Source organism: Paenibacillus sp. CAU 1782 (assembly GCF_054551715.1).
Map to the genome: position 1 here is coordinate 907,871 of NZ_JBTOLL010000001.1, position 22,916 is coordinate 930,786.

General features: G+C 47.0%; 26 protein-coding genes and 3 pseudogenes. 3 read left to right on the forward strand and 26 right to left on the reverse strand.

The features are described from left to right. Positions 1 to 2: 2 nt before the first annotated feature. The 9 genes and pseudogenes from ACX93W_RS04445 to ACX93W_RS04485 all read right to left on the reverse strand — a co-directional run. Positions 3 to 1,001: an NADP-dependent oxidoreductase gene (locus ACX93W_RS04445; protein ID WP_459391100.1), complete on the reverse strand. Its 999-nt coding sequence runs from the start codon at positions 999 to 1,001 to the stop codon at positions 3 to 5. A 79-nt stretch (positions 1,002 to 1,080) separates the two neighbouring features. Beyond that, positions 1,081 to 2,166, reverse strand: coding sequence for an alkene reductase (locus tag ACX93W_RS04450; protein WP_459391101.1), 1,086 nt, complete (start codon positions 2,164 to 2,166; stop codon positions 1,081 to 1,083). Between the two features lie 40 nt (positions 2,167 to 2,206). Continuing rightward, positions 2,207 to 2,965: an SDR family NAD(P)-dependent oxidoreductase gene (locus ACX93W_RS04455; protein ID WP_459391102.1), complete on the reverse strand. Its 759-nt coding sequence runs from the start codon at positions 2,963 to 2,965 to the stop codon at positions 2,207 to 2,209. A 172-nt stretch (positions 2,966 to 3,137) separates the two neighbouring features. After that, positions 3,138 to 3,710 carry a TetR/AcrR family transcriptional regulator gene (locus ACX93W_RS04460; protein WP_459392011.1) on the reverse strand — a complete coding sequence of 191 codons (573 nt, stop codon included), beginning with the start codon at positions 3,708 to 3,710 and terminating at the stop codon, positions 3,138 to 3,140. A gap of 499 nt (positions 3,711 to 4,209) precedes the next feature. Next, a complete protein-coding gene (locus ACX93W_RS04465; RefSeq protein ID WP_459391103.1) occupies positions 4,210 to 5,031 on the reverse strand; it encodes a sensor histidine kinase in 822 nt (273 codons plus the stop codon). Beyond that, entirely contained in the window at positions 5,007 to 5,399 is a 393-nt protein-coding gene (locus tag ACX93W_RS04470; protein WP_459391104.1) for a hypothetical protein, read from the reverse strand. Before ACX93W_RS04470 ends, ACX93W_RS04465 begins: the two co-directional genes overlap by 25 nt. A 57-nt stretch (positions 5,400 to 5,456) precedes the next feature. Beyond that, positions 5,457 to 5,600 carry a hypothetical protein gene (locus tag ACX93W_RS04475; RefSeq protein ID WP_459391105.1) on the reverse strand — a complete coding sequence of 48 codons (144 nt, stop codon included), beginning with the start codon at positions 5,598 to 5,600 and terminating at the stop codon, positions 5,457 to 5,459. Between the two features lie 474 nt (positions 5,601 to 6,074). Continuing rightward, on the reverse strand, positions 6,075 to 6,236 hold the full coding sequence (locus ACX93W_RS04480) for an SDR family NAD(P)-dependent oxidoreductase (protein WP_459391106.1): 162 nt from the start codon (positions 6,234 to 6,236) through the stop codon (positions 6,075 to 6,077). A 51-nt stretch (positions 6,237 to 6,287) separates the two neighbouring features. Continuing rightward, positions 6,288 to 6,500 (reverse strand): annotated as a pseudogene (locus tag ACX93W_RS04485) (SDR family NAD(P)-dependent oxidoreductase); the annotation flags it as partial. 181 nt (positions 6,501 to 6,681) lie between these two features. On the opposite strand from ACX93W_RS04485, the gene ACX93W_RS04490 reads away from it, so the two are divergent. After that, on the forward strand, positions 6,682 to 7,221 hold the full coding sequence (locus ACX93W_RS04490) for a CBO0543 family protein (RefSeq protein ID WP_459391107.1): 540 nt from the start codon (positions 6,682 to 6,684) through the stop codon (positions 7,219 to 7,221). A gap of 261 nt (positions 7,222 to 7,482) precedes the next feature. On the opposite strand, the gene ACX93W_RS04495 is transcribed toward ACX93W_RS04490, so the two are convergent. From ACX93W_RS04495 to ACX93W_RS04520, 6 genes and pseudogenes are all read right to left on the reverse strand, one after another. Continuing rightward, positions 7,483 to 8,691 carry a hypothetical protein gene (locus tag ACX93W_RS04495; RefSeq protein ID WP_459391108.1) on the reverse strand — a complete coding sequence of 403 codons (1,209 nt, stop codon included), beginning with the start codon at positions 8,689 to 8,691 and terminating at the stop codon, positions 7,483 to 7,485. 234 nt (positions 8,692 to 8,925) lie between these two features. Beyond that, a pseudogene (locus tag ACX93W_RS04500) lies at positions 8,926 to 9,039 on the reverse strand (putative PEP-binding protein); the annotation flags it as partial. Next, positions 9,026 to 9,182 (reverse strand): annotated as a pseudogene (locus ACX93W_RS04505) (putative PEP-binding protein); the annotation flags it as partial. The pseudogenes ACX93W_RS04505 and ACX93W_RS04500, both read right to left, overlap by 14 nt. 148 nt (positions 9,183 to 9,330) lie before the next feature. Then, on the reverse strand, positions 9,331 to 9,900 hold the full coding sequence (locus ACX93W_RS04510) for a manganese catalase family protein (RefSeq protein ID WP_459391109.1): 570 nt from the start codon (positions 9,898 to 9,900) through the stop codon (positions 9,331 to 9,333). Between the two features lie 36 nt (positions 9,901 to 9,936). Then, positions 9,937 to 10,200 (reverse strand): spore coat protein CotJB, encoded by a 264-nt coding sequence (locus ACX93W_RS04515; protein WP_459391110.1) that lies wholly within the window; start codon positions 10,198 to 10,200, stop codon positions 9,937 to 9,939. Positions 10,201 to 10,214: 14 nt separating this feature from the next. Further along, positions 10,215 to 10,427 (reverse strand): spore coat associated protein CotJA, encoded by a 213-nt coding sequence (locus ACX93W_RS04520; RefSeq protein WP_459391111.1) that lies wholly within the window; start codon positions 10,425 to 10,427, stop codon positions 10,215 to 10,217. 152 nt (positions 10,428 to 10,579) lie between these two features. Here ACX93W_RS04520 and ku point away from each other — a divergent pair, with 152 nt between their 5' ends. Further along, a complete protein-coding gene (gene ku, locus ACX93W_RS04525) occupies positions 10,580 to 11,434 on the forward strand; it encodes a non-homologous end joining protein Ku (protein WP_459391112.1) in 855 nt (284 codons plus the stop codon). A 123-nt stretch (positions 11,435 to 11,557) separates the two neighbouring features. Continuing rightward, on the forward strand, positions 11,558 to 12,040 hold the full coding sequence (locus ACX93W_RS04530; protein WP_459391113.1) for a ferritin family protein: 483 nt from the start codon (positions 11,558 to 11,560) through the stop codon (positions 12,038 to 12,040). 10 nt (positions 12,041 to 12,050) lie between these two features. Here ACX93W_RS04530 and ACX93W_RS04535 read toward each other — a convergent pair whose 3' ends face one another. The 11 genes from ACX93W_RS04535 to hfq form a co-directional block, all read right to left on the reverse strand. Next, positions 12,051 to 12,758 (reverse strand): DUF421 domain-containing protein, encoded by a 708-nt coding sequence (locus ACX93W_RS04535; protein ID WP_459391114.1) that lies wholly within the window; start codon positions 12,756 to 12,758, stop codon positions 12,051 to 12,053. A 179-nt stretch (positions 12,759 to 12,937) separates the two neighbouring features. Beyond that, entirely contained in the window at positions 12,938 to 14,266 is a 1,329-nt protein-coding gene (gene glnA, locus ACX93W_RS04540; protein ID WP_459391115.1) for a type I glutamate--ammonia ligase, read from the reverse strand. Positions 14,267 to 14,342: 76 nt separating this feature from the next. After that, positions 14,343 to 14,759 (reverse strand): MerR family transcriptional regulator, encoded by a 417-nt coding sequence (locus ACX93W_RS04545; RefSeq protein WP_459391116.1) that lies wholly within the window; start codon positions 14,757 to 14,759, stop codon positions 14,343 to 14,345. Between the two features lie 61 nt (positions 14,760 to 14,820). Next, entirely contained in the window at positions 14,821 to 16,146 is a 1,326-nt protein-coding gene (locus ACX93W_RS04550; RefSeq protein ID WP_459391117.1) for a methionine gamma-lyase family protein, read from the reverse strand. 52 nt (positions 16,147 to 16,198) lie between these two features. Then, positions 16,199 to 17,170, reverse strand: coding sequence for an AAA family ATPase (locus ACX93W_RS04555; RefSeq protein ID WP_459391118.1), 972 nt, complete (start codon positions 17,168 to 17,170; stop codon positions 16,199 to 16,201). A 102-nt stretch (positions 17,171 to 17,272) separates the two neighbouring features. Continuing rightward, a complete protein-coding gene (locus ACX93W_RS04560; RefSeq protein ID WP_459391119.1) occupies positions 17,273 to 17,950 on the reverse strand; it encodes a SanA/YdcF family protein in 678 nt (225 codons plus the stop codon). After that, complete coding sequence (locus ACX93W_RS04565; RefSeq protein ID WP_459391120.1) at positions 17,947 to 18,504, reverse strand: DUF402 domain-containing protein; 558 nt, start codon at positions 18,502 to 18,504, stop codon at positions 17,947 to 17,949. Before ACX93W_RS04565 ends, ACX93W_RS04560 begins: the two co-directional genes overlap by 4 nt. Before the next feature lie 219 nt (positions 18,505 to 18,723). Next, the gene (locus ACX93W_RS04570) at positions 18,724 to 19,194 is read right to left on the reverse strand and encodes a VOC family protein (RefSeq protein WP_459391121.1); all 471 of its coding nucleotides are present in this window, start codon (positions 19,192 to 19,194) and stop codon (positions 18,724 to 18,726) included. A 44-nt stretch (positions 19,195 to 19,238) separates the two neighbouring features. Continuing rightward, positions 19,239 to 19,895 (reverse strand): peptidylprolyl isomerase, encoded by a 657-nt coding sequence (locus ACX93W_RS04575; RefSeq protein WP_459391122.1) that lies wholly within the window; start codon positions 19,893 to 19,895, stop codon positions 19,239 to 19,241. Between the two features lie 45 nt (positions 19,896 to 19,940). Further along, positions 19,941 to 22,412 carry a transglycosylase domain-containing protein gene (locus ACX93W_RS04580; RefSeq protein WP_459391123.1) on the reverse strand — a complete coding sequence of 824 codons (2,472 nt, stop codon included), beginning with the start codon at positions 22,410 to 22,412 and terminating at the stop codon, positions 19,941 to 19,943. Positions 22,413 to 22,670: 258 nt separating this feature from the next. After that, positions 22,671 to 22,910, reverse strand: a complete 240-nt coding sequence (gene hfq / locus ACX93W_RS04585; protein ID WP_068683714.1) for an RNA chaperone Hfq — start codon at positions 22,908 to 22,910, stop codon at positions 22,671 to 22,673. Positions 22,911 to 22,916 lie beyond the last annotated feature (6 nt).

A 22,916-nucleotide genomic window follows, 5' to 3' on the forward strand; every position in this document is an offset into this window, starting at 1 on the left:
CTTTAGAAGGTAAGAATTACTTTGCCTTGAGAGTGACCCGTTGACACTTTAATCAATGCTTGTTCAATGTTATCAAACGTATATGTTGAATCGATCGAAGGTCTGATATTTTCTTTTTCCACGAGGGTTGTGATTTCATGTAATTGAAGCCCGCTGGAGTGCACGAATAAAAAACGATATTCGTTTTGATTCTTCCGTGCTAAAGAATCAAAACGTGCACCTACGAGACCAAACAATGCTTTTTTCCACATCGGAAAATGACTGTCTACTGCAAAACGATAATTGGGCCCTGCTTTCAAAGAAACTAACTTCCCATGTCGTTTCAAAATGCTCAATTCCGCTTTGATTTCATCCGCGCCCAGCGTGTCGATCACATAATCGATATCAGATAGGATATCAGCGTAATGCTCAGTCTTATAATTAATAAATTGATCTGCTCCAATAGATAATGTACGCGATCTGCCTCTCTCGCTTCCACTTGTTATAACCGTTAATCCCATAGACTTGGCAATTGGTATGGCCATTGCTCCGAATCCTCCCGTACCTCCAGGAATAAACAGTTTTTTATTTGGCTCGGCTCGGAGTATATCATGCAATGCTTGATACGCGGTCAATGCGGTAAGGGGTACCGCTGCAGCTTCAACAAAAGAAAGATTTTCAGGCATTCTGGATAAGGCATCCTCATGCACAGCCGCATATTCAGCAAACGCACCAATTTTATTCAGAGGTAACCTTGTATATACGGAATCCCCCACTTTAAAATTCAAAACATCATCACCGACAGCTTCAATGACACCCGATAACTCATTCCCTAAGGTTAATGGCAACTTATAATCGGCAATCATCCGAACACTGCCATTCATATTCATTAGATCCAGTGGATTTACACCCGCAGCTTTTACTTTAACGAGGACCTCACGACTAAGAATTTGCGGTGTATCAATATGATTGATTCCAACCTGAATTTTTCGGGAGTATTTCTGTATTTGAGCCGCTTTCATCTTCCATCCTCTTCCTTTACTAACAGACTATAAATATGGCGTACAATATTTAGTTGTACGCCATGTCTTATGATTATTTCTAGCGCGAGCCCTCTTGCGACTTTAATTCTTCCAATGTAGGGTAATCCGTGTACCCTTTACTTCCCAATCCAAAAAATGTTGTCGGATCGGCTTCATTTAGCGGCGCACCTTGTTGAAGGCGTTCAACTAAATCTGGATTGGCTAAAGACCATACGCCAACCGGTACCAGATCGGCGAGATCTCGATCTAAATCTACACTGAGATCCTCCAACGTTCTTCCAGCCCGATTGACTAACAGTGAATTCTTCCAGATCGAACGAATGTCTTGAAGCAAGTTTTCATCTCCGAGATGCATGATATGGAGGTACACCAAATCCAATTGAGCCAATTCCTTTACAAGGTAGCGATAAAGTTCAGGTCCTTGTTCACCATCCTGGATTCCACCAAGTGGCGTTCCTGGCGAAATGCGGAATGCCGTTCGTTCTGCTCCAATTTCATCGACGATTGCTTTCGTTACTTCAATTGCAAAGCGAGCACGATTCTCTACAGATCCACCATACTCGTCTGTGCGTATATTCGAGTTTGCTCCTAAAAATTGATTAATCAAATATCCATTGGCTCCATGAATTTCAACACCATCCGCACCTGCCTTAATTGCTGCAGCAGCTGCTTTTCGGAAGTCGTTAATTGTGGTTTGAATATCCTCCTGGCTCAACTCACGTGGAACAGGAATTTCCTGCGACCCAGTAGCTGTGAATATTTCTACGCCCGGCGCGATTGCTGATGGAGCAACAGGTTGACGATGATGTGGGGTGTTGTCCGGATGCGACATCCGACCAGCATGCATTAACTGAATGTAAACATATCCGCCAGCTTCATGTACGGCATCCGTTACCTTTTTCCATCCTTCAATATGCTTATCGTTATAAATGCCAGGTGACCACAAGTAACCTTGTCCATCATCAGAAGGTTGTGTACCTTCCGTAATTAGGAGCCCCATTGTTGCACGCTGAGCATAATAAAGTGCAGCCAACTCTCCAGGAGTACCATCTTCTTGTGCTCGACTGCGTGTCATGGGTGCCATTGCTAATCGATGGGGCAGCTCCATTTTGCCAATTTTCGTTTTACTCCAAACCTTTTCCAATGAAATACACTCCTTAGCCTTCATGATATTTTCGATAGATTTAATTCAATTCTGAAATGACCGGGTAGATTGCGCCTCTCAAATGGAAATCATAGTTTTGATCTACAATCCCTACGACCGCTTCGTTATGATCATACAATTCCACCATAAAGCCAGCCATTTCTTTGGCCGTATGGTACTTAGGCATATTTGCCTTATAATCAAAGCCTTCAGCATCTATAGATTTTTGCACGAATTCAGTTTCTGTTATCGCTGGTGCCAGAATTTTCGCCCTTAGTTTTGCACCTTTCAATTCCAATTCTTTGGCTAGACCTTCTGTAAAGGCACTCACGTAGTATTTGGAAGCAGAATATGCAACACTGCCAACAGCAATAGCATATCCAAGCGCTGAAGATACATTAATTAACTGCGTACCTTCTACATCTGCATAATCTCGCACATACAGTGTTGAAAGAATGGTCAAGGATTCGATGTTAACACGCAGCATCATCTCTACTTTATCCAAATTTTGATTAGCAATGAACGAGCCTTCACCAAGTCCCGCATTATTAATCCACGTTTCAATTTGATAGTCCTTTAGATTGTTATATAGCGCGTAAGCTTCTGCGGCAACAGATAGGTCGCTTGGTTGAACAATAACTTTAACGTTGGAATTCATTTCCTGAATGATCGATTTAAGCTCTTCCAATTTATCCATTCTTCTAGCCACAAGAATCAAATTTTTCCCGTGTTTAGCAAATGCTAAAGCTGTTTCATATCCAATCCCTGAGCTTGCTCCTGTAATAACTGTATATTTCATCTTATTCTCTCCCTCATATTCTTTCGTTTATTGTAGTTAGATTCCACTTTATTGAACGATCGTTCTTTAATGTGCAAAAAAAGTTAGTTCTAACTTGTGTGTTAGTATACCATTTGTAGAACGAACGGTAAAGAATTATTTTTATGTTTGTTTAAGTCATGTGATACAAGCCTTAGTTTAAAACAGATAGCGACATATCTATAATATTCGTTAACTTTTGTTGATCTGTTGTAGTCTTAACCAACGCACGCAGTCCTAGCCAGGAATTCATTAGATATTGAGAAATAACGACCGGATCAAGGTCAGCCTTAATTTCCCCCGTTTGTTGTCCTTCTAGTACAAGGGCAGACAAGAATTCCTCCGTTCGCGTATAACTATTGCCAACCAAGGATGAAACTTCAGGGTCTAATACACCGAGTTCCACACCTGAGTTAACCAAAAAACACCCTAAAGGACCTCCATTGTTTATGACGGTCGACTCAAATATATCGCGAATCAATTGTTTGATTGGTTTTTCTTTTTTAAGCAAAAGCTGGATTCTTCTAGTCTGATTCATTTCATATCGTTCCAAAGCTTTCATAAATAAGGTGTGTTTATCCCCAAAGGTATCATAGATACTTTTTCGATGAATCCCCATACAGTCAACCAAGTCTTGCATTGATGTTTTCTCATATCCTTGTGTCCAGAATAGATGCATTGCTTTATCTAAAGCTACATCGACCTCAAATTCTTTGGATCTTGCCATCATCATCACCTCGAGTAACCATTATACAATTAATTGATTGTTTGGCAAACCAGTTATCCGTACCCCAATTTCCAAACGCTTTTTTAGTAAATGCGTATACCGCTTAAATTTCTGTCCCTTTTGCTATTAAAAATGCACCCCCTGGAATTTCATCGGATAAACCTGCTGTTTAATCCAAGGTCCATTCTAAGCGGTGTACTTTATATTGCTGGCAGGTTTGCTTTGTAGTAATTAGTGTACTCGCTTACCTCTCTTACTGGTAGTTTACTTCGTTGCTTAGTCTTGCGATTTGGGAATGGCATTCAGTTCCTGGTTAATGACGGTCATCAGCTCCGGCGGAATGTTATAGAACGCAAGCTGAGACATTTTCTGAATGGACATAACGCTCATCGTCGCCTCAAAAAACGGATGGTTTGTAAATATTTAAGCAACACTGATTTGGCCGACGAGTTTTTGTAGAGCTCTTCGATCGTATCGAATGTAGAATAATTCTCTTTCTTTAATTCGATCTCTTCTGCGTTGTAATTTCGTTTTGAACGCCCCAGCAATAAATCGAAGTGTGGTTATAGGCTTGTTTGATCAGAAATCCCAATTGTTCCATTGCATTCCTATTTTCGGGATCAATCGTCGACGAAATCGAAATAAAGGGAATTTCCGCCCATACCAGCAACCCATGCCGATCACAAAGCGTGTAAAAATAATCATCGTGCTGGTAATGTGCAAGACGTACACTGTTTGCGCCGATTTCCCGGATAAGAGACATATCTTGCTCCATGTGGTCTTTCAAAATAGCATTGCCAATGCCTCCAAATTCCTGATGTCGGCATACGCCGTTAAGCTTGATCGGCTTTCCGTTCAAGAGGAGCCCCTGTTCTGCCGTGTCTTCAACGGTTCGAAAGCCGGTATCTTGCAAGTAATCGGGCATAGTTAATGCAAAGGATAATTTTCCGGGAAAACGCATCTCTTGGATACGCATATAGTTGCGGATATGCTTGATTTCATCTTTTAGAGGAACCAAAGTCAGATTGCTGCGAAACATATAACGAAAATATTGAACGAGACTCATCGACATTTCCTGAATTAACTCATGATTCCGTACATGGATGCGCAGCTCTTGCACTTGACCGATCATATGATTAAACGTTTCGTTGACGACTCTAAATTCGTTGGATGTCGGGAATGAATCGATCCGAGTGTTTAAATTTCCTTCTCCAACTCTTCTCATTACGGTTAAAATTCGATTGAGCGGACGCAGCACCATTGTGCGCAAAACGAGGAAGCATACAGGAATCAGAATCAACCCGCCACGATGTTTGCCCAAGCTCCTACATATGCATCTTTGGTTTGAAGGATGCGCAGCAAATAGTATGTATTATCAATTTGCTTAACCTCCCATTGGCTGTCCGTCGTCCCTTCCGTTTCGATGAGTTCCTGTATCGTTGTTTGCACATAGTCGCTTATGGACATTCTTTCCTGAATACTTTCATAATCCTTGTAAACTTCGATATAATCCTGTCCATTCACGCTAAACACAAATAAGGAATCGATGGACGGATGGGACGATATGTCGGCCTTCAGCTTATTATCGAGGCGAACTTTAGCTAACATGCGATTTTGTTCCGAATAGAAATATTCAAGCTCCTGCAAGTCCTTGTCATTCACGATAAGATTGGTTAAATATTTATCCACGTCGTGTAAGTTGCTATCAATCTGAGCCATGCACATCGTTATTAAATTACGGTTGGATTACGCGACCTTGCTGTGCACGACCCCAATCGCGTATCCATTGTTGTAGATAAGCAAAATCACCATTGGAACGGTAAGCAGCAAGCCCACCACCAGCTTGAATCGTATAGAGTTCCAGCTTAGACGAAAAAGTCCGTTTTTCAAGTTGATCATCCTCTCAGATGGCACACCTTGTCTAATATACCCTTATCATATCGGAACTACACAAACAGAAATCATACAAGCTCGACCTAATTCTGACACAGAGTCGACGAAAAAAATATCTATTTCGCTTTCCAGGTGCTGATGCCCACATAACTCTCCCTCCACAATACAAATGACCCACAGGAGAGGAACTTTTTTCAAAGTATCCTTCTTATGGGTCACTGTTTTTTTCAAGAAAACTCCAAAACTCTATTTGCTCATGCTATAATCCGAAATAGGGGTGATCACATTGAGTGGGTTCATAATCGTCGTTTTAATTTTCATCATATTTTTCGGTCTTTTCAGGAAGAAAAAGAAGTGAATTTGGAACGCGGTGGTGTTTTTACATCACCCCAAGTCCCTCACTATTGATTTAAGGTTTAAATGTCCATCCTTGATCGTTATGATAAATCATCTGCTTACTCATTCCACCATCTATTTGTCTATTCCGTATTTTAGAATTAATCTCTCAGCAGCTTCATCATCGACATCATTAAAGGCAACACAAGCACCCGCATCTAAAAATTCCTCAACAATACAACGACCAATGCCGTTTGCTCCGCCCGTTACAACACAAACCTTACCATCGTAATTCATTGATTAGTCCCCCTAAATGATTTTAGGCTCTACTTGCTCAATAATGTCAGGTTAATTTTTGCGAGAGCTTATCATATGCTCTGTCACTGAGGATTGCTTGAGATGCTCTGCTGTAATGCTGCCCCAATCTGTTTTTATTCCACCTGGTTCGATCATAATTACATCAATACCCAACGGCGCAACTTCCATGCGCAAAGCGTCTGAAAATTCTTCCACAGCAAACTTTGTAGCGTGATACCATCCGCCAAAAGGAAACGTTAGGGATGATCTCCCGCTTCCAAAGGAACTTTAAACTATCCTGCTGCTCCACTAGGCTCTAACCGAAATCACTTCACCTCCTGAGTTAGCCGCGGCCGGCAGTGATTTCCTCAATGTTATCTATTTTTGAACCGCATGCCGAATAACACTTGCCTTTCCATTACATAATAATTGAAGTTAAACACTGATGAAATCAGGCTTGCGTTTGATGAACATTTCTTTTGATGATCGATTTTTAAATATTGTATCGAGGAGTTTAACAAGCATGTTTCTAAATCTTATAATTGGATTTTTACTCCCATGGTTGCTTGCATACCCCCTGGCTTGTAAACATGCGAAATTGTTTATGGTGATGAGCCCTATTACCGCGCTTATTGCCATTTTAATTAACACAATCGGGTTTTATTTTGACTTTTGGCATTTCAAACCAATCCTGAAACGCAACGAGACCATATCAGCCATCCCGCTTGACCTTGGTCTATACGCAGTGCTTGGTTGCCTGATGATTTACTCCTTAACCAAGCGATTATTCGGAATCCCATCCATTATTTTATTTTTGCTGTTCATTACATTCACCACATTGCTTGAATATCTTGCGCTAATATTGGGACGGGTGACGTATACAAACGGCTGGCATATCGGATGGACATTCATTTCCTATTCCACCGCGTTTTTTTTAGTCGTTTTAGCCTGGAGATTCGTCAAATCCCATATAGATTTGGTTTGAAACCGGGACGCGTCCTACAGTTATTCCAAGAAATACTTACCGTATTTTCGCATAAGCTGGTCACATCATCTCACCGAAAGTTATCTGACGAAGCCGGAGCTGCATAATCGCAATCGCATAATCATCTTCAAACTTCAAAAATAAAAACCCCCATTCATTGGAGCCTTTACCTCATGGTTTATGGATGCACAATGTAAGAAATACTCAATTTTTTAGAAATGACTATTTCTTTCAAAATATATCAATAAAAAATCCCCTCATTCAGTAATCACGCACGGAATCAAACCAGCGCTGAGCCAGTTCCTCTGGTATAGGCTCGCTAATCAAATGATCGCCTTGGCTAAGCTGCCATACCGCTTCGCCAAGGTCTTCGCGTTCGGTGGTTTCAATGCCTTTGAGAGCATTGAAGCGTTTGGCGAAGTCAGTAATAGCGACTTCGGCTTCGGCCAAACTTCTTGCCTGTGCCAGCGCTTCCTGTGCAAGGTTGTACGCTTCGTTAGCCACCTTCGCCAGACGTTTCGGCCAGGAAGAAAATGGTTGGCCATATTCGCTTGTCCACCACTCCGCCTTTCGCAATTTGCTTACTGATGCGTAGTCGTTCCATGGACGGGTTATGGCACGAGCTTTCATTTGTTTTTTTAGCTGCTTGCCCCCGTCCTCTTCGACATTATAAGCAATGAATCGGTCCAGCAGCGGCCACGAATCCAGCGCGGGCAGATAAGTCAGATCAGGCATAAACCGCAGTTCCAGATTAACCAGCCCTTCAAGCACGGCCAATGTACCCAAATCGCAGAAATTTCCCCACAGGCTTAAGGAGGTCAGGTTTGGAAACCGGCTTATGCACTCCAGCGAAATAGGTTGCGCCATAGGTTCATTTTGAAGCATCAAGTTCGTAACATGACGCAACTCTCCCAAGTCCGGCAATATAAAAGGCTCTGCATTTTTACGTTTGCTAGTATACGGTGCCAACACCAGCATGGATGGCAAATCGCCTGTGGCGGAAAATCGCAACAGATCGCCAGACACGCTGAGGCGATAACATTCCTTTGGAAGCCTAAGGCTAAGTTGACCTCCAGGCTGGTCGAGATTGATGTTTAAACCATGAAACTTGGATTGAGTCGCATCCACCGCCGTGTCCGTTGACAAAACGGGGCTCCATGTCATCTCTTCAACGGGACGGCTTTTTGCCCATTCAAAAAAGCCTGTATCGCTGCCTGTATAATTCAGGTATCGCGGCCATGGCGAGCCTGCCGGCGTCGCAAAGACTTCAAATACACTCCAATTCAAATCCGCAGCAGCAACAGCATGAAGATCCGCCTTCGTCCCTAAATCAGACGGTCCAATGGACAAGCTGCCTACGCCGGGCTTAATAATCAAGGTGTGACTTTGAGGAGCGGTCAAATCAATTGGATATCGACCGGGTTCGCTTATGGGATTGGTATAAGGATGAGCTTTCTTGTCATTCGGCATTTTCATCTCCCTTTCTTTTGCATCCAGCCTTGTTGGGCACAACAATGTTAAATGCTAAACATTCCCACTTCATTAAACTCGTCCCTATTGTAGGGTATTTTTTTGCTCTGCAACAACTGCCGAACGAACTATTATTCGCATGACTTTCCTTCATAGCGCTCCCTGGCGCCTTATCGCCCATCTATCTTTGTCTCCGACTTGCAACGTCTTCAAACCAATGGCCGCTATAGCCGCCTGATTAGCAGTCATCGTATACTGAATAAGATCATTCGTTCCAATGCTGAAAAAGTCGACCTCTTTAGCCAATTGGTTTCCTTCGGATGCTCCAGCTATTATCACCGCTAATATCCAGCGCACGCTCGCAACGGGTTGACCGTTCATGGCTTCAAGCACCAACCGGTAGGCATTGTCTAAACTTCCTCGGATGGGAGTTTGTCACGGCCCATGTACAGAAATTCAGTGCAGTACAGCCCTTCGCCCTCACCGCCATTAGCAAAAGAAAAAGTTATCGATTTGACACAAAAAAATACCGCAGCAAAAAGAACTGCACCTCCAACGTTAGATGTGTCTAACAATTGAGTGCAGTTTGTTCATTTTGTCTCTACGGTTTTACTGTTTATCTATATATCAGTTTAATAATCAATAAAAAATCCGCTCGTCCCGCTTCTCCTTCAAAATCTCCACTGCTTCGCGGAAACGCAAGGAATGTACGATCTCCCGCTCCCGAAGGAACTTCAGGCTATCCTGCAGGTCCACATCGTCCGTCATATCGATCAGCCATTGATAGGTCGCCCTCGCTTTTTCCTCCGCCGCAATATCCTCATACAGATCGGCAATGGGATCTCCCTTGGCTTGAATGTAGCTGGCCGTCCACGGCACGCCGGATGCATTTTGGTAAAATAGCGCTTTGTCATGATTCGCATAATGGTCGCCGAGCCCAGCCGCCTTCATCTGCTCCGGCGTTGCATCCTTCGTCAGCTTGTAGATCATCGTGGCGATCATTTCGAGATGGGCAAATTCCTCTGTCCCTATGTCCGTTAGCAGTCCCACTACCTTATCGGGAATCGTATAACGTTGATTCAAATAACGAAGCGCGGCCGCGAGTTCACCATCCGCGCCGCCGTATTGCTCGATCAAAAACTTGGCCATAAGCGGGTCGCATTTGCTAACCCTGACGGGATATTGGAGCTTTTTTTCATACACCCACATGAACGCCTTCCTCCATTCTCTGCGTTATTGGTGAACTCAAACCTGCCAAGGCCAAGGCGCTTCCTTCCACTGCCATGGCATTTTGGATAAGCTATGGCCAAAATGCATCAAGGGGCCATATTGCGCTTCGTATTGTGCCGCGATCCTTTTACGAAGCTCGGCATATTGATTGTACTGTTTGATGGCAGTTTCATCCTCGGGATGTGTGTCCAGATAAAGATTCAACTCCACCAGCACAAAATCAGCTGCCTGCAAATCGTGAAGCAGCTTGTAATAAGCGTCGTCCAGCACAATGGACATGCTTCGGTCCCCCCTTACGTTCCAGTTAATGGATCAGGATACGGAGCAAATAATGCGGGCCATAACGTACCCTTTTTCAAAGCTTCGTGAGGCTGGTATTGCGGCCAATCGGGGGGCTGAAAATTGATGAACAGCTGCAGCGGGACATTGTAGCTTTTTATCGGAATTGGCGGGCAAGGGTCAAGCGGACTAACAAAAGGTTTATAATAGCGGAATTGATCATCCATTCCTCTCACTCCTTTCAGGCCTATTCCTCCTCTTACACGTTATGAACCACGGGTTGTACGATATGTGCAAGCGACTGCTTTTGCAAATGCTGAAGAATACTTTCATTGCCCAACAGGGAAAACTATCGGGAAAATGAGATTGGAGTGAGCGTATGCAAACGGTATGGAAAGGCGCAATCAGCTTTGGACTTGTTCATGTTCCCGTCAAAATGCATTCTGCAACAGAAGATCGGGATGTCCATTTCAGACAACTGCACAAGGAGTGCGGCATGCCGATCAAATATGAGAAAAAATGCCCGCATTGCGACAAAGAAGTGGGGCCCGAGGAAATTGTGAAGGGATTTCAGTACGAGAAGGATAAATACGTCATCATAAAAGAAGAGGAAATTGAAGCGCTGAAGCCGGAGGCGGCACGGACAATCCGAATATTGGATTTTGTTGACCTTGTCGATATTGATCCCATTTATTTTGAAAAACCGTATTATCTTTCGCCCGATATGGCGGGATCTGGGGCGTATTCCTTGCTTCTAGAGGCGATACGCCAAACCGGAAAAATCGGAATTGCCACCATCAACATTAGGGCAAAAAGCAGCTTGGCGGCTATCCGGGTGGTCGATAACTGCCTTTGTCTGGAAACGATGCTGTTCCCCGACGAAATCCGCTCCATTAACCAGGTTCCCAATTTACCGCTTACTCCAGCTATTAACGACAAGGAGCTATCTATGGCTAAAACGCTTGTTGAACAATTAAGCGAGCCGTTTGATCCCACTAAATATACAGACGAATACCGTGCTAATTTGTTAGCGCTTATTGAAGATAAGGTTGCAGGCGAAAATCCGGACCTGGTAGCCGCGCCTGCTGCGGCCGGGCCAAGCAAAGTAATCGACCTGATGGCTGCGCTTCAGGCCTCGCTTCAGGCCGTGCAAACCCCCACAGACACCGGAGGCGCCGCCGCTACACCGAAAAAACGAAAGCCGGCAAAACCCAAAGCGGCAAAAACGTCATGATGAAAGCTTCAATAACTAATAAACCTGCTCTCCGCCAGAATCAGGAATAGAATCCCTGTTTTAGAACCAAATTGGGCTATCGTGCATATACTCTCAGCAAATAAATGCTGGGAGTTGTTACGTTTGTACTATCATAATTTTTACTGGGTAAATCCTTACACGGTACGATCACCTTTTTCGCCAGTCTGGAATACCAATTACAATGTTTCCTTGCAAATCATGAAAGAAGCCATTCAAGGGGAACGAAACGATGAACTGTTTTATGATGAATTAATCAGCCTCGCGCCTTCCCAGGAGCAAGTAGATCTAATAGCAGGTATCCGAAATGATGAACGAGGCCACAATAAAATGTTTAGAGAGATGTACCGGGAACTGACCGGTCAGGAAGTTACGACAGAGGGTAGTGAACCTTATCAAAAGGTAACCCGTTATCTAGAGGGTTTACAGCGGGCACTTCAAGGAGAATTGGGAGCGGTGGAAAAATATCGCAACATGTGGTTCGGGTTGCCTGCGGGCATTTACAAAGACACGGTATTTGGCATTATATTGGATGAGCTTAAACACGCCTCCAAATACAATTACCTGATTGCAAAAAATCTCGGTTAAGCCATAAAGCTTATTCAATGTCGATCGGATGTTGGATCTTATCGTTATATTCATCCACATAAAGTTGACCATTGCTGCCTCTTACAGCATAAAATACGTTTGCCGGCTCTTTGCCCCGTGATTTGAGCTGCGACATCAGCCAGTCTTCCGAAATCTGGTTAGACTCCAGATTTTTTTGTAAAACCTGTCCGTCAATGATTAGCTCTATCGGAAATTGCGAGGTATGGCCCGGATTTAGCCGAAGGTCCTTCAGTGTAACCGGAAGTAGCTCTTTTTTCTTTTGAACAGACAACTTACCATTAATTTCAAGAAGTGCATATTCCACATCTTCGATATTAAAAATCTCTTTTTGACGAAGCTGCTGATTTAGAGAATCCAGTGTCATATTATTTTTCTTCAAATTGCTCTCTAGAATTGCGCCGCCTTCAATTAGAACGGTTGGGGTTCCTTCGGTCCACATCTTAAAACTCCTGAATTTCAAAAAAAGTTTGGATAGAATAAAGGAAGTTAGAGTAAAAACGGATAGCGCTATAACAAGATGCGTAACCTCTATCTTTTCATTAAATGCAAAGTTGGCAGCCATGGCCCCTAATATAACAGCCGTTACAAATTCATGGAAGTTCATATTGGATAAGGTTTGTTTTCCCAGCAACCTTGCAATCAACATTAGAATGACAAATGCAGAAATACTTCTGATCAGAATAATAAGGTGGTCCATCCAAACAACTCCTATTCCTTTAATCCTCATCCATACTATGTCCACAAAATCCTATGATTAAACTGCTTTTGCAGCAGTATGCAACTCTGGCTAACACAAAAAAACCGGATGAAAAACATGATGTTTTTCATCCGGTTTCTATCCATTGACAACCCTTACTATAACAAGCTTTTACCCTCTTAGTAGTGCGTCAGATATTGATCTCTTTCCCATTGGTGCACTTGCGTGCGGTACATATCCCACTCGATTTCCTTCAGCTCGTAGAAGTGAGCCAAGGCATGGTCGCCGAGAGCGTCGCAGATTACATCGCTGCGCAGCAGCTCATCCAGCGCTTCCTTCAAATCAAGCGGCAGGCTTGGAATGCCGGCGTCCTGGCGCTCCTCTTCCGACATGATGTAGATGTTGCGATCCGTTGGAGCAGGCAAAACCTCTCTGTTTTGAATACCATCCAGACCAGCTTTAAGCATAACCGCAAGCGCAAGATACGGGTTAGCCGCCGGATCGGGGTTGCGAACCTCAACGCGTGTCGAAAGACCGCGCGAAGCCGGAATACGGATCATCGGCGAACGGTTGCTGGCGGACCATGCCACATAACAAGGCGCCTCGTAACCCGGTACCAGACGTTTGTAGGAATTGATCGTCGGGTTCGTAATCGCCGCCATGGCGCGAGCATGCTTCAGAATGCCAGCCATGTAGTAACGAGCGGTTTCGCTGAGTCCCAGCTTGTCCTTTTCGTCATAAAACACGTTAGTGCTGCCTTGGAACAAGGATTGGTGGCAGTGCATGCCGGAGCCATTGACGCCGAACAGCGGTTTTGGCATGAAGGTTGCATGCAGACCGTGTACGCGGGCAATTGTTTTAACAACCAGCTTAAACGTTTGAATCTGGTCGGCCGCTTTGATTGCGTCCGCATATTTAAAGTCGATTTCATGCTGGCCCGGAGCGACTTCATGGTGGGAGGCTTCGATTTCAAAGCCCATTTCCTCCAGCGTCAACACGATTTCGCGGCGACAGTTTTCGCCAAGATCCATAGGCGCAAGGTCGAAGTAACCGCCTTGATCGTTCAGCTCCGTTGTAGGCTCGCCGGACTCATCCGTTTTGAACAGGAAAAATTCCGGTTCCGGACCTACATTCATCGCCGTATATCCCATCTCTTCCGCTTCCTTCAGCACGCGCTTCAGAATGCCGCGCGGATCGCCGGCAAACGGAGTGCCGTCAGGCATGTAAATGTCGCAAATCAGACGAGCAACGCGGTCTTGTGCAACCCAAGGGAAAACAACCCAGGTGTCAAGATCCGGGTAGAGATACATATCGGATTCTTCGATACGCACATAACCTTCGATGGAAGAACCGTCAAACATCATTTTATTATCAAGTGCCTTGTCCAACTGGCTTACGGGAATTTCGACGTTTTTAATCGAACCCAGCAAATCGGTAAACTGCAGCCGGATAAACCGGACATTCTGTTCCTCGGCAATACGTTTAATATCCTCTTTTGTGTAGCTCATTGAATCATCTCCTTGATTAAGGTTGTACAAAAAGTCCGCATTTGATTAAACTCCAGGAGCCATAAGCGGCTTTTAATTAGCGCTTATTATGATTCATAAACCGAGTCAGCTGACCTTGAATCATCGAGGCGCGTCCAGGTCTCTTCTCCATCAGCTGCTGCTTCAGCAAACGGTGCAGCTGCTGCTCGGACATTTCCCTGCGGGTGACCTCGGATTGCTCGCTTACAATCGTTGCGTCGTCCGATTCCTTCGAAACCGGATTCATAACTTGCTTAATGCCGGCGATATTTACGCCTTTTTCAATCAGTGATTTAATTTCCAGCAATCGTTCTACATCGTTAAACGAAAACAGGCGTTGATTGCCCGCTGTTCTGGCCGGAACAATCAGCTCATGCTGCTCGTAATACCGGATTTGCCGGGCCGTCAGGTCCGTCAGCTTCATCACGATGCCGATCGGGAACAAGGCCATATTTCTGCGTATTTCATCAGCCATGTCGCATCAACCTTCCAATAACTCAGTTATAGCTCCATTGTAGCTTCCCGTCACAAACGTGTCAAGTTATGTGAGGTTTAATCACAATTTGTCCTTCTGAAACAAGCCTTTCCAGAGCTGTCAAAATACCATATTTGGCATGAGCATACGTTAATCCGCCCTGCATATAAGCGATGTATGGCTCGCGAATCGGAGCGTCGGCCGACAGCTCCAGACTGCCTCCCTGGATAAAAGTGCCCGCCGCCATGATCACCGGACTTTCATATCCGGGCATATCCCATGGCTCCGGCACAACATGGGCATCCACAGCGGCCGCTTTTTGAATGCTCTGCACAAAAGCAATCAACGGCTTCGGAGCGCCAAAGCGCACCGCCTGGATGAGATCCGTCCGGGGCTCGTCCCAACGCGGCTTCGTTTCAAAGCCGAGCCGCTGGAACAATGCGGCAGCCAGCACGCTGCCCTTCAACGCTTGTCCCACCAGATGTGGGGCAAGGAACAACCCCTGATAAATGGAGCGAAGCGTGCCCAGCATCGCGCCCACCTCGGAGCCGATGCCGGGCGCGGTCAGCCGATACGAAGCGGCTTCGACGTAGGCCTGTTTTCCGGCAATGTAGCCGCCCGTCTCCGCTAAACCGCCGCCGGGATTTTTGATGAGCGAACCCGCCATCAAATCCGCCCCTACCTGTGTCGGCTCCATCAACTCTGTGAATTCGCCATAACAATTGTCGACAAAAACGATCAGATTGCTCCGTATTGCCTTGATTCGCTCTACGATCTCCGCAATTTGCGCAATCGTATAAGAGGAGCGCCAATCGTATCCTCTGGAGCGTTGTACGCCAATTACCTTTGTTCGCTCTGTGATGGCGGACACAATTGCCGTCCAGTCCAGCGAGCCGTCAGGCAGCAAAGCCACCTCGGAGCAGTGCACCCCCCAGTCGCGCAGGGAACCCGTGCCGTCGCCTGGTTTTCCGATCACCTTGTGAAGCGTATCGTAAGGACTGCCCGTTATGTACAACAGCTCGTCGCCGGGACGCAGCACGCCGAACAGCGCGGTGCTAATCGTATGCGTGCCGGAAGCAAAATGAGGCCGCACCAGCGCCGCTTCCGCCCCCATCGCGTCGGCATAGACGAGATCCAGTACCTCGCGTCCCCTGTCGTTATATCCATACCCCGTCGAACCCGAAAAATGAAAATCGCTGACGCCGTGCTTCTTGAAAGCTTGAATTACCTTCCACTGGTTGCGCTCCGCCGTCCGGTCGATGGCGCGAAATGCGGATGCCGCTTCATCCTCCGCCGTTTCCGCAAGCCGCACCAGCGACTCCCATAATACTTGCTGCTCCGTTTGGTTTTGTTGTTCTGTTTGGTCGTGTTGCTGCCTTTCATTCATTGCTTCTCAAGTCTCCTCTGTCTGATATCTCCCGTTCAGAACTCTCGCCGGGTTAAAGCTTCAAGTCCTCCGGCCGAATGCTCATCAGCTCGCTTTTGGTCGGAATAGAGCTGGAATATTGGCCGATCAGCCTCACTGCCTGATGGCGCATCGCTTTTTCAAGAATATTGCGCACGAATCTGGCGTTGCTGAACGAAAACAAATCATTTAGTTTTTCCTGTATCAAATGCTGTCTCAGCTTGAACATGCTTTGCGGGAGCAGCACGTAATCGCGTTCCTTGACCATCTGCTCGCCAATCTGAAGAAGTTGATCCACTGAGTAGTCGGGAAATTCAATTTGAAGCGGAAACCGCGAAGGCAGTCCCGGGTTCGTTGCCAAAAATTGCTCAATTTCAAGCGGATATCCCGCCAAAATAAGTACAAATTGATTCCGATGGTCCTCCATCGCTTTTACAAGCGTATCGATAGCTTCCTTGCCAAAATCCTTTTCACCGCCGCGCGCGAGGCTGTAGGCCTCATCCACAAACAAGACGCCGCCAAGCGCCTTGCGAACGAGGTCCCTTGTTTTTTGGGCTGTGTGTCCGATGTATTCGCCGACCAGATCCGCCCGCTCAACCTCAATCAAATGCCCTTTGGACAAAACGCCCATCTTTTGAAATAGCTTTGCAACAATGCGGGCAATCGTTGTTTTGCCCGTGCCGGGATTGCCTTTGAAAATCATATGATAGACCTGCGAGCCGCCGGACAGGCCAGCTTCAAGACGCATGCGGCCGATGTACAGCAACGCATAAATTTCATAGACGAGAGCTTTGACGCTGTCCATCCCGATCATGGGGTCCAGCTCTTTTTGAATATCCGCAAAATGGTCCACCGCCGGAAGCGGCTTAACCTGTGGAATCGGCTCCGCATCAAGCGCATGAGCCGCTCCGCCGCTAAATGATTCCTGGCTTCTAAGCACTACATTGATTTGCCGGGAAGGCCTGGCAGAGCTGCTGCCGGTTCCCGAAATCACTCCTCCACTCATCCCGTGCACCGCCCTCCTTCAACCGGATGCGGCCGAATTTACGGTCAATCATCCGATATACACTACAAGTTTATTCTATCTTGCAGCGCCATATTAGCAGATTCACGGCAGCGTTGGAGGAGAAAGAATGCCTAGCTTCATCAAGGCCCAGTCCAGCTTCCACTTGGAATACGCAAGCATTTCCCGAGTGTTGTTATAATATGGATTCAGCACGTCGGAATGCACGGCAGCAACGGCCATTGCATCCAATCCCGCATACCGAGCCATTTCCTCCGCCCGGGTAGCATGATAGTCATGGGTAATAATCAAATAATTGGTCACGCCCTCCCGTTCGCCGACGGCATGGCTGAATACCAGATTCTGATACGTGTCGGCTGCCTTGTCCTCTAGCAACAGGGCCTCTTCCGGCACTCCGGCTGCAACGAGATAATCTCGCATGCCTTCAGCCTCGGACAAGCTTGAATGCCGGCCTCCATGGCCGCCGGTCAAGATAAGCCGCTTCACCGTCCCTTCCTCGTACAGACGTATAGCCAGCTCCAGGCGCTCGCGCAAAGCCGGACTTGGCCGGTCATTCCACAGAGCGGCGCCAAGCACAATGCCGGCATCCGCCGGAGGATATTTCTCCGGTATATCATAGCTGCCTACGAGCCACAGCACGTATACGCACCAGATTGCCGTTGCCGTAAATGCGGCCAGTATAAAACGAAACAGGAGCCGCCACGGTCGAAAGGCGGTCCCTCGACGACGCGGCCTGCTCCTTTTTTTTGCTGCTTTCTTCATGACTCGCTTAATTCTCCCCTCTGGGCAAGCAGGCTTTTTCGGTGCTTGAGACTTAACGTAAAATAACGGAATCTGCCGCTTTTGATACTGGATAGCAGCTTGCCGGCCGTCTTGCGCGCAAGCGCGGCTTCCTTGCCCGTTACATCGCCTTGTCTCACCGCGTCCTCCAGCTCATCCTCGTCCATCAGGTACACTTCGCCGCTTGGCAAAACAACGACGTCCAGATACAAATCGTCAAACCATGGCACTTGCTGGTCGGTTAGTCCCTGCGTTTTGCAAACGTCGATATACCATTGCACCACTCGCCCTTTATCATCAAACATTGTTGTTACGACAAAATGCTCGCCTTTCGGAAAATGCTGCATCCACAAGTAGCCGCGGTCGGCAAGGCACAGCCTTTTTCCATCGTATTCCTTCCATAACGGCTCACGCAGCTCATGAATGCGGTAAAAGGTAACGAGTCCTTTGAACTCGTCGCCGTCAAGAGCCAGACAGGAATAGCTCCTGCGCAGGATACGGCGCCAATTCGCGCGATCAGAAAATTTTCTTTTCATAAGGAACGTACCTTTCCGTTCATTTAGGAATCCACCTATAGAAAAAGATTACCATATCTTAACGTCCATCTCCAGCGGACCGCGAAAATAAACCGGGCCTCCGCTTATAAAAAGAAGCGCGCGCATGTTTGACATGACGCGCGCCTGATGTGTTGTGGCTTTTAAAGCCTGCCGCTAAACGCGGTTTTTCTTGCTGCAAAAGCCCAAATTGCGGTTTTTTCATTTCGTTGACGACGATGCCAGCATAGCTTCCCATTCCTGAAACGAAAGCTTGTCCGTTATATGCCGAAGGGACTCCGGCACATCAACAAAGCACATAAGCTCCAGACTATTGCCGTCCGGATCATTAAAGTACACGGAGGCATTCCCCTGATTAGGTCTGACAAAAGGCTCCACAGAATGCCGCCTGCCGAATGGGACCGCCTCAACGCCAATCGAATCCAGCCAATTGAGTGACTGCTTCAACTCCTCATAACTTGTTCGGAATGCGATATGCCGCAACGAAGGATGATAAGGCGTTTTATGCTCTTCCCCTTCCCATAACCCGACCCAGCTAATGCCGTGCTGAATCCAGAAAAAAGCGGTATCTGCATCTCGCCAAGCCATCGTTAAACCCAAGCTTGTGTAAAATGGAATGGAAATTTCCAGATTTCGGACAGGCAGATGGGCTTCATACAGTCCTTTAATCAATGAACTCACTCGCCTTCGTTTAATAAATCGTTCCTAAAAACCGCCTACAAGGCTTTAACCTCAATCGTCACGCTTATGATTGTAACATCTTCAAGCGGCTTACCGTTTTGGGCAGGAACGCTTGCAATGCTCTTGACCACATCCATGCCTTGGTCGATTTCGCCAAATACCGCATAGTCCGGTTGGCGGTTTAGATTGGCTGCGTCAGGACCCGTGCAGATAAAAAACTGGCTGCTCCCCGAGTTTGGCACGCCTGTATTGAACATCGCCACCGTGCCTTCGTGATACGAGGTTTCGGTATCCAGCTCGTCGGGAATGCGGTAACCCGCATTCCCCGTTCCATTGCCCAGCGGATCGCCGGCTTGAATCATAAAGGAATCAATTACATTGTGAAAGGTCAAGCCTTCATAGAAACCTTCGTTTGCCAGAAATACAAAGTTGTTCACTGTCACCGGGGCGTCTTCCGCATTCAAGTTGATGCCGAAGGTACCCATGCTTGTTTCCACGACGGCGCGGTAGCTTTTGTCGGGATCAATAGCCATTTCCGGCATTTTGCTCCAGCTGGAGATTTTCACCTCTCCCGGCTCCTCATCTTGATTGGAGGCGCCGGCACTTGTGCTGCCCGATCCGCAGCCCGCCAACAGGATAAGCATAACCGTCATCATCGCGGCAGCAAACCAAAATCTTCTTGATTTCAACATTTCCAACCACCCATCTCATGACAAGCCTGTCGGCAACCATCGAAATTAACCTTGCGTTTCCGCCGTGTCTTGGCCTTCTTCGGTTTCACCGGAAGCTTCTGTTGAAAGCGGCGTCTCTATAGGCGCTTCGCCGCCGATGCTTCCGTCGCCTGTCGGCGACGGAGTAGCTGTAGGCTGCTCCCCGCCTTGATCCGGAGTTGCTTGCGGCGTTTCCACCGGCAATGTTTCCACTGGCGGAGTTTCCGATGGCGGCTCCATCGGTATGCCCGGCGTGCCAAGGTCGATTTGCGGAATGCTTACGGTAACGACTGCCGAAGGCTCGCTTTTTACATTTCTGGCCTTGTCGTGCGCAACCACGTAATAATCATAAGTAACACCAGGGAAAACACTCATATCCTCCACGGATGTGCCTGCAACATCATCCACAAAGGAGATATAGCCGCTATTCCCTTCCTCTTTGCGGAAAACCTCATACGTGATATCGGGCTCTTCGTTTGCGGCCCAACTCAGGATCACTTTAATGCTTTCTTGCTCGAAAACAGCGCTGAGACCGTTAACCGTAGTTAATGGCTGTTCTTCTTCTTCCTCTTCTTCTTGCACGGGCTGAGCCGACTGGAAACTTCTCTTCGGCACGCCTTTTAGCGCAGGCTGCATGACCTTGGCGAACAAAGCCGCCGATTGCGAGCTGCCCTTTTGCAAAATATGATCAACGTCAGTCTTATCGTAGCCCATCCAGACGGCCGCTGTCCACTCCGGCGTATAACCGACAAACCAGGCATCCTTGATGCCCGAGCCCGAATAACCCGGGATACCATGCTGAGTGGTACCCGTTTTGCCCGCTACAGGGCGGTCGATCGCGGCTCTTGTTCCGGTTCCGCCTTGCTCGATGACCGTTTGCATCATTTGTGTCAAATAAGCCGCGGTTTGAGCAGACATCAGCTGCTTCGTTTCCGGCGCCTTATAGGTGTAAACATCCTTGCCCTTTTTCTGAATGCGAAGGATGGAATGGGCATCAACGGACTTCCCTCCGTTTGCCATTACACTGTACGCCGTCGCCATCTGCATCGGGGAAGCCCCGCGCGTCATGCCGCCAAGCGCCAACGCCAGGTTCATGTCATCGTCCAGTACCGGAATGCCGAGTTTTTTTGCAAAATTGGCACCGGTTTTCACTCCAATTTCATTCAGCATCCAGACGGCTGCGAGGTTGCGGGAATCCTTAATGGCTTGCGTCATGGATACCTCGACTGGACCCCAACGGTCGGTTGGACAATAGTTGCCAAAACATTTTTGATCGTTCTTCAGAACGGTAGACGGTGTATAATTCCCGGTCTCAAGCGCCGGTCCGTACGCTACGATCGGTTTGATCGAGGACCCCGGCTGACGCGGCTTCACCGCGCGATTCCAGCTGCGCTTTTCATAATCCCGGCCGCCTGCAATAGCTTTAACCTCTCCGGTCTGGTGATCCATAATGACCATGGCGCCTTGAACAATTTGGTCATCTTTGCTTTCTTCAAAGTTAGCTGCGTTGGCAAACTCTTTTTCGACTGTCTGTTGTGCTTGCACACTCAATGTCGTATAGATTTGCAGCCCGCTGACCCGCAGCTCGTTTTCGTCGATGTTCATTTTGGCCATGGCTTCGTCGATGACGTAATCGACAAACGCATGGTAGGAGCCGGTCTTCAGTTGATCCTGATTGACAGGCTGCACATAAACAACCGCTTTGGCTTCATTCATCTGCGATTCCGTAATGTAGCCTTCCTGGTACATGAGCTGCAAGACAACGGCTCTGCGTTTCATGGACTCTTCCGGGTTATTTATGGGGTTGTACAAATTGGGACCCTTTGGCATGGCCGCCAGCGTGGCGCTTTGCCATAATTCAAGCTCCGACAGCTCTGCGCCAAAGTAAAATTGCGCCGCCGCCTTCACGCCATAAATGCCTTTGCCAAAATAAATCCGGTTTAAATACATGGTCAAAATTTCGTCTTTCGTCATATCCTGCTCAAGCGCCACGGCGATTGAAGCCTCCGTCGCTTTTCGGAAAAACGTCTTATCCGCTGACAAAAATACGTTTTTCGCCAGCTGCTGGGTGATGGTGCTGCCGCCTTCAACCGCTTTTCTGGCAACAACGTCCTTAACCAGCGCGCGTCCGATCGCGAAGAAATCCAGCCCGGAATGGTCGTAAAATCTTCGATCCTCCGTTGCCACAATCGCCTCCAGCATATGCTTCGGAATTTCCGAATACTCTGCGGCCTCGCGATGCTCGTCAAAAACGTACAGCCTCGAAATCTCGTTGCCGTCGACATCGTAGACAATGGACGCTTCTCCAAAATCCAGCTTGTTCCCATGTTCGGCAAGCAGCCGCTCGCCGTTTAGAATAATAAGCAAATAACCAATAATCGCACATACCACACCAATAACCAGTGTAAAAAAGATGGTGTAAAACCAAGCCTGTCCCGACATTCTTTTCTTTTTCTTTTTTGCGGGTCTTGCGGCCCCCCTGGCTTTTTTCTCCGTCATGACGGCTTCCCTCCTGCTCACTTGTTCGCTAGTAGACAGCATTGCCTCAAAATGACAAAAGCAACCCGTTAAAGCGGGTTGCTCCTGCATGCCGCTATCTAGTTAAACGAACCTTTCTATAAGAAAGTTTCATGACTTTCCGTTTCAGCGCTTCGCGAATCCTGAAATAATGGCCAAAACCGACCTGTTTTCCCGTCTTCCAGCCCGGAAGAATCAGGAGCGGCCAACCAGCAAATAGCCTTGTCCGGCGCCGTTAAATTAAGCCGTCGGGCCGTCCTGCTGCATCAGCGAAACATTGCGTTGAGGCATAAAAGTCGATACGGCATGCTTGTACACCATTTGTTGCCGGCCTTCGCTGTCGATAATAATCGTAAAATTATCGAAGGCTTTGATGACGCCACGAATTTGAAAACCGTTCATCAAAAAAACGGTTACCGGAATGTTTTCTTTGCGTAGCTGATTCAGAAACGTATCTTGAATATTGATCGACTTGTTCATTGGACG

Coding starts and splice junctions, on each gene's coding strand:
- ACX93W_RS04445 (WP_459391100.1), bottom strand. CDS start 1,001: ATGAAAGCGGCTCAAATACAGAAATACTCCCGAAAAATTCAGGTTGGA.
- ACX93W_RS04455 (WP_459391102.1), bottom strand. CDS start 2,965: ATGAAATATACAGTTATTACAGGAGCAAGCTCAGGGATTGGATATGAA.
- ACX93W_RS04460 (WP_459392011.1), bottom strand. CDS start 3,710: ATGGCAAGATCCAAAGAATTTGAGGTCGATGTAGCTTTAGATAAAGCA.
- ACX93W_RS04480 (WP_459391106.1), bottom strand. CDS start 6,236: ATGAATTACGATGGTAAGGTTTGTGTTGTAACGGGCGGAGCAAACGGC.
- ACX93W_RS04490 (WP_459391107.1), top strand. CDS start 6,682: ATGAAATCAGGCTTGCGTTTGATGAACATTTCTTTTGATGATCGATTT.
- ACX93W_RS04495 (WP_459391108.1), bottom strand. CDS start 8,691: ATGCCGAATGACAAGAAAGCTCATCCTTATACCAATCCCATAAGCGAA.
- ACX93W_RS04510 (WP_459391109.1), bottom strand. CDS start 9,900: ATGTGGGTGTATGAAAAAAAGCTCCAATATCCCGTCAGGGTTAGCAAA.
- ACX93W_RS04515 (WP_459391110.1), bottom strand. CDS start 10,200: ATGTCCATTGTGCTGGACGACGCTTATTACAAGCTGCTTCACGATTTG.
- ACX93W_RS04520 (WP_459391111.1), bottom strand. CDS start 10,427: ATGGATGATCAATTCCGCTATTATAAACCTTTTGTTAGTCCGCTTGAC.
- ku (WP_459391112.1), top strand. CDS start 10,580: ATGCAAACGGTATGGAAAGGCGCAATCAGCTTTGGACTTGTTCATGTT.
- ACX93W_RS04535 (WP_459391114.1), bottom strand. CDS start 12,758: ATGGACCACCTTATTATTCTGATCAGAAGTATTTCTGCATTTGTCATT.
- glnA (WP_459391115.1), bottom strand. CDS start 14,266: ATGAGCTACACAAAAGAGGATATTAAACGTATTGCCGAGGAACAGAAT.
- ACX93W_RS04545 (WP_459391116.1), bottom strand. CDS start 14,759: ATGGCTGATGAAATACGCAGAAATATGGCCTTGTTCCCGATCGGCATC.
- ACX93W_RS04550 (WP_459391117.1), bottom strand. CDS start 16,146: ATGAATGAAAGGCAGCAACACGACCAAACAGAACAACAAAACCAAACG.
- ACX93W_RS04555 (WP_459391118.1), bottom strand. CDS start 17,170: ATGAGTGGAGGAGTGATTTCGGGAACCGGCAGCAGCTCTGCCAGGCCT.
- ACX93W_RS04560 (WP_459391119.1), bottom strand. CDS start 17,950: ATGAAGAAAGCAGCAAAAAAAAGGAGCAGGCCGCGTCGTCGAGGGACC.
- ACX93W_RS04565 (WP_459391120.1), bottom strand. CDS start 18,504: ATGAAAAGAAAATTTTCTGATCGCGCGAATTGGCGCCGTATCCTGCGC.
- ACX93W_RS04575 (WP_459391122.1), bottom strand. CDS start 19,895: ATGTTGAAATCAAGAAGATTTTGGTTTGCTGCCGCGATGATGACGGTT.
- ACX93W_RS04580 (WP_459391123.1), bottom strand. CDS start 22,412: ATGACGGAGAAAAAAGCCAGGGGGGCCGCAAGACCCGCAAAAAAGAAA.
- hfq (WP_068683714.1), bottom strand. CDS start 22,910: ATGAACAAGTCGATCAATATTCAAGATACGTTTCTGAATCAGCTACGC.